The sequence below is a fragment of the Gemmatimonadota bacterium genome, assembly GCA_026705765.1.
Classification (GTDB): domain Bacteria; phylum Latescibacterota; class UBA2968; order UBA2968; family UBA2968; genus VXRD01.
In genome coordinates, this window is record JAPPAB010000103.1 from 1 (window position 1) to 4,534 (window position 4,534).

7 protein-coding genes are annotated in these 4,534 nt (G+C 43.3%); all 7 read left to right on the forward strand.

The features are described from left to right. On the forward strand, nt 1–491 hold a 491-nt coding region (locus OXH16_13800), incomplete at its 5' end, for a hypothetical protein (GenBank protein MCY3682469.1). Between the two features lie 61 nt (nt 492–552). Then, entirely contained in the window at nt 553–777 is a 225-nt protein-coding gene (locus OXH16_13805; protein ID MCY3682470.1) for a hypothetical protein, read from the forward strand. A 238-nt stretch (nt 778–1,015) separates the two neighbouring features. Then, nucleotides 1,016–1,345, forward strand: a complete 330-nt coding sequence (locus OXH16_13810; GenBank protein ID MCY3682471.1) for a hypothetical protein — start codon at nt 1,016–1,018, stop codon at nt 1,343–1,345. A gap of 190 nt (nt 1,346–1,535) precedes the next feature. Beyond that, complete coding sequence (locus OXH16_13815; protein MCY3682472.1) at nt 1,536–2,279, forward strand: DUF3267 domain-containing protein; 744 nt, start codon at nt 1,536–1,538, stop codon at nt 2,277–2,279. 102 nt (nt 2,280–2,381) lie between these two features. Then, a complete protein-coding gene (locus OXH16_13820) occupies nt 2,382–3,182 on the forward strand; it encodes a CPBP family intramembrane metalloprotease (protein ID MCY3682473.1) in 801 nt (266 codons plus the stop codon). Between the two features lie 100 nt (nt 3,183–3,282). Beyond that, nucleotides 3,283–4,146 (forward strand): type II CAAX endopeptidase family protein, encoded by an 864-nt coding sequence (locus OXH16_13825; protein MCY3682474.1) that lies wholly within the window; start codon nt 3,283–3,285, stop codon nt 4,144–4,146. 46 nt (nt 4,147–4,192) lie between these two features. After that, nucleotides 4,193–4,534 (forward strand): cyclic nucleotide-binding domain-containing protein (locus tag OXH16_13830; GenBank protein MCY3682475.1); only part of this gene is annotated, 342 nt, incomplete at its 3' end.

Sequence of the window (4,534 nt, forward strand, 5' to 3'; positions counted from 1 at the left end):
ATGAGCCATTGAATGTGACGGGTTATATCGCTCCTGAGGTGATTTCAGATGCTGTACGCGATTTGTTGAATAGCAAAACGGAGCGGGAGAAATTGGGAGAGGGCGCTCGCAAACGCGCGCTCGAATTTTCCTGGGATCACACGGCACAACAGCATATGACGCTGTTTGAAAGTTTGCGGACCAGGCGCGATGCACCCGCCTGCCCGATACCAATAACCGTGAGTTTTACACAGGGTTGTGATGTGTCTGGCAATCAAAAAAGTGTGTCTAAAGGATTTAACTATTTGGGAAGCGCGCAAGGTCCCTTGCCGCGCATTCCGTTTTTGGGACAAGATATGTCCCTTATTGAGGGTGTGGGACTTCACTTGATGCAACATTTACATCCAAATGAAGTCGAAGCTGCTCTGATAGGCTTATGCAGTGATCGCGACACGGCATACAAAATGCTTCGCAAAATCCGATACTTCAGCGATATGCTCACGGCTCCCTGACAGGTGCCACGGGGATGCTACCTGTGCTTCGCTGAGATATTGAAGAAGGGAGGTGAGAGAAATGACAGAACGCATTACGTCAATGCCAGCACAAGATTCTGTGACCTGTGTTCAACTTCCTGGTCGAGAGATGGAACTAATGCGTAGCGAAATGGCGAATACATCAGGGGGATGCATTTTGCCAGAAGGAGATCCAGCGGAGCTCCTTGAAGATATTATTGATTATATCGAAGATACAGTGGATGATATCTACGATACGGTGAGTGAATGGTGGGCTTCCTGGTAGTATTACGCCACGTCCCACCCATAAAACGCTTAAACACTTCGCAAAATCTGACACTTCAGCGATATGCTCGTGGTTCCCTGATCGGAAAAGAAGTCCAGCTTGAGCTGAGATATTGAAGAAAGGAGGTGAGAGGAATGAAGATACGAGTCGTATCAAATCCTGAGCAATCGGTTTGATACGACGTAAAAAACAAAGTAATTGATGAACGTTACAATTCACTTATATTTTGGAGGATATCATGACTCAAACGTTGGTAAATCGAATGACGACCAATCCCAGTCCAGCTTTTGCTGCATGTCCAGCTCTGTCTATCAACCATGAAGATTTGGATAGACAGGCCATGACTGAGGTATCAGGAGGAACTCCTGTCCATGTCGCAATCGCGGTTGGAGTAGCCGTTGGAGTAGCCGTTGTAGTATTGACAAATCCTCAACAAGCGGCTGATGCAGCTGATTGGTATGGAGACAGGATTTCTGAAGGTTACGAGGCAGCCGAAGAGTTCGTCGAGGGCGTCCTGTCTGACTTTGCCGAAGGCCTGACAAATATAAGCTTAGGCGACGGTTGGTAAGCCAAATTGGAATGTAGCCTAGTGCATCGTGGCGTAAGTCATGCCCATATAGACAGGAACAGCAAAACCTTCTGGATTGCGGCTAAAACCGTGCCGAAATGACAATCGCAAGTAAGATTGATATGGGTAGTCTCTTTTGCCGCGATGAACTAGGCCGCTGCTACCGTATAGAATCACTACGGCATATGTTTTGACAGTATCTCGCGCTCAATGTGCAACTGCTTGTTCTCGCGTCGAAGACGACGCAACTCTTTTTGATTTTTCCCATTTTGCTTATTTTGAAGTGCCACTGTTTGTGCTTCCCCACGTTACAATCAGAAATTTTGAGGATAATATGCTATTGAATACGGAAATTTGTCAAGACCAAAGGTTTCATAAGGTCTATATAATAAATAAAGTCTATATGAACATTCTTTCGCTCTTTATGTTTTTTATCGCATTTCATATTGTCTTTGCTGTTCAAGTTGTATCTTTTGAGGAGATTGAGTTGCACTACACCCACACTGATCTGTGGAAATTATTGGGATCTATGTTTTTACTTATTATTTTTCACGAAGCACTCCATGCTTTTGCCGCGCTACTATGGGGGAAGGTACCCGGGCGTTCAATACATTTTGGATTCAAATGGCAATGGTTCATTTTTTATTGTCATTGTGATAAACCGCTAAAAGTGAATACTTATCGAATTTTTGCCCTTTTTCCCCTCATTGTCACCACACCCATTGCAGGTCTTATTTTCTGGTTGGATCCATCCATCTGGTCGATATTGTTCTTCAGTTGCACAATAGCTGCCTGTGCTGGAGATGTCTTGCTATTTTTTAAAGTTCGCCAGGTTGAAAATGACAAATGGATTCAAGACCATCCATCAGAACCTGGTTTCTATATACTACCAGAAGCTATCGCTGTATCCTCAGAAGAACACCATCATAGATAATCTAAAAATGCCTGATTGTAACGTTTTACAGTAGTAAAATAATCTCAAGAAATGCTACTACCGCAATCCGTTATGGTCAGGAATTCATATTGGAAAATTGAGATGACATATCCAAATCTGAAACAGTCTGTTTGGCTATTGGTATTGTTATTCCTGATTCAGATAGGTTTGATGATCCCGATTGTGATACTGGGAAGAATTATAGGCTATCCGATACACACAAGTCATTATATGATCTGTGTAGGACTGGCGAGTTTTGTTTTGCTCGTGTGTTATGTTTTGCGCCGAACTGATCGAACATGGTCTTCGTGGTCCGATATTATGCCCATAAAAGCAATTTCGTGGCAATTGTTATTTCCAATTGTCGTATCTATCCTCGGATTAGTTATAGTCGCTCTGGAATTAAGAAAAATGGTAATATACTTGATTCCGATGCCGGAGTTGTGGCTGAATAATTTTCAATCAATGGTCGGCCAGGAAGTCCCTTATTGGTTGGCCTTTTATGCCACGGCAATTCAAGAACCCATAGTCGATGAGGTGCTATTTAGAGGCATTATTTTAGGTGGTTTATTGGTCTGTTGCTCAAAGTCTCAGGCCGCTATTTTGTCGACAATTTTATTTTTTTTCTCTTATATGAACCCATGGCAATTTCCCCTGGCCTTCACATTTGGACTTGTATTCGCATGGTGGTTTATTCAAACGGGGTCTTTGTTGCCTTGTCTTTTGGGAAACGCACTGAACAGTTTTTTGGCCGTTACCTTGGCACGGTTGGGAATACCGGGCTTTGGGAAAATTTCAGAAGCTTTGATCTTTTTGCCGTGGTGGGTAGATGTGTGTGCGGTACTATTGGCTGTGATTGGGTTGTGGTGGTTTTCTCAGGTGGCGAAGCGCGAAACTTTTTAACTCTCAATAATTTTAAAACAGCTTATTAGATTTTTTGTCCATACTTTGAACAAAAAATCAACTCACCACTGCGTAACATCAGTTATCAAGAAGGAAAGAGATGACGTATCCAAATCTGAAACAGTCTGTTTGGCTGCTGGTATTATATATCTTCATCGCATTTGGTTTGACCATATTGATTGACATCATAGGTGCCATTATTGACGAACCTTTGCATGAGTATGATTACTCTTTCTGGCTTTTGTCGTTGGTAAAATTTGTTCTGATTTTGTGCTATATTTCGCATCGGACAGGTCGAACATGGACAGATATGTTGCCTCTTGCGATTAAAAATATAGACTATAATTGGCGCATGTGGCTTGCCGTTGGATTATCTATCTTTGGACTGGGGGTTATTCTTGCTGAATTGTACAATGCGGTTATATCTGTTTTGCCAATGCCAGATATATTTCAGGACATCTTTCATCAATCGATCGGAAAACAAACATCTTATCTATCAGCCTTATTTGCCGCAGTTGTGATAGCACCCCTTACTGAAGAGGTCGTTTTTAGAGGCATTATCTTGAGAGGTTTATTGGCACATTGTACTCAAAATCGGGCGATTGTTTGGTCGGCAATTTTATTTGGTTTAATACATCTGAATCCGTGGCAATTTCCAGGGGCTTTTGTATTAGGGCTTGTCTTTGCCTATTGGGTCATCAAAGCGGGGTCTTTGTGGCCTGCAATTTGGGGACACGCTCTGAACAATTTTCTGGCCACAACATTTCTGCATTTCGATGTACCGGGTTTTCCAGTTCCAGAAGATTTTAATGTTGTGGTTCACAATCCGTGGTGGTTGAATGTATGTGGACCGATATTGGCTGTTCTTGGGTTGTGGTGGTTTTATCAGGTGGCGAAACGCGAAAAAACAGGTCACCGTGAGGCGGAGGTTGAACTTGAAGAAACTTTAGGATGCGATAATTGAGAAGGATATGTGCTGATCCACACAGTACAGTAGAGAAAGTTAAAAAATGAATCTTTCGCATTTTTTCATTAAAAACTCGGTTCGGTCACAATCTGTTCACTTTCCCTTTGGAGGTGTTGTGTTTCAACAGGGGCAAGAAGGTGAGGCGTTTTACATTGTGCAGTCTGGACGGTTGCGGGTGATGAAGCAGGATGGGAATGGCGATTCGATGACCGTGGGCTATCTGTATGCGGGTGATCATTTTGGCGAAGGGGCATTGTTGACCCGGCAAGGGCATCGGGCAACGGTACGAGCGGTTGAGGATGCGGATGTGTTGCAGGTGCCGAAGGACGAGTTTTTTAAGGCTGTGAGAAAAAGTTCTGACGTACGGGCGTATCTTGAGGAGCAG

Coding starts and splice junctions, on each gene's coding strand:
- OXH16_13805 (MCY3682470.1), top strand. CDS start 553: ATGACAGAACGCATTACGTCAATGCCAGCACAAGATTCTGTGACCTGT.
- OXH16_13810 (MCY3682471.1), top strand. CDS start 1,016: ATGACTCAAACGTTGGTAAATCGAATGACGACCAATCCCAGTCCAGCT.
- OXH16_13820 (MCY3682473.1), top strand. CDS start 2,382: ATGACATATCCAAATCTGAAACAGTCTGTTTGGCTATTGGTATTGTTA.
- OXH16_13825 (MCY3682474.1), top strand. CDS start 3,283: ATGACGTATCCAAATCTGAAACAGTCTGTTTGGCTGCTGGTATTATAT.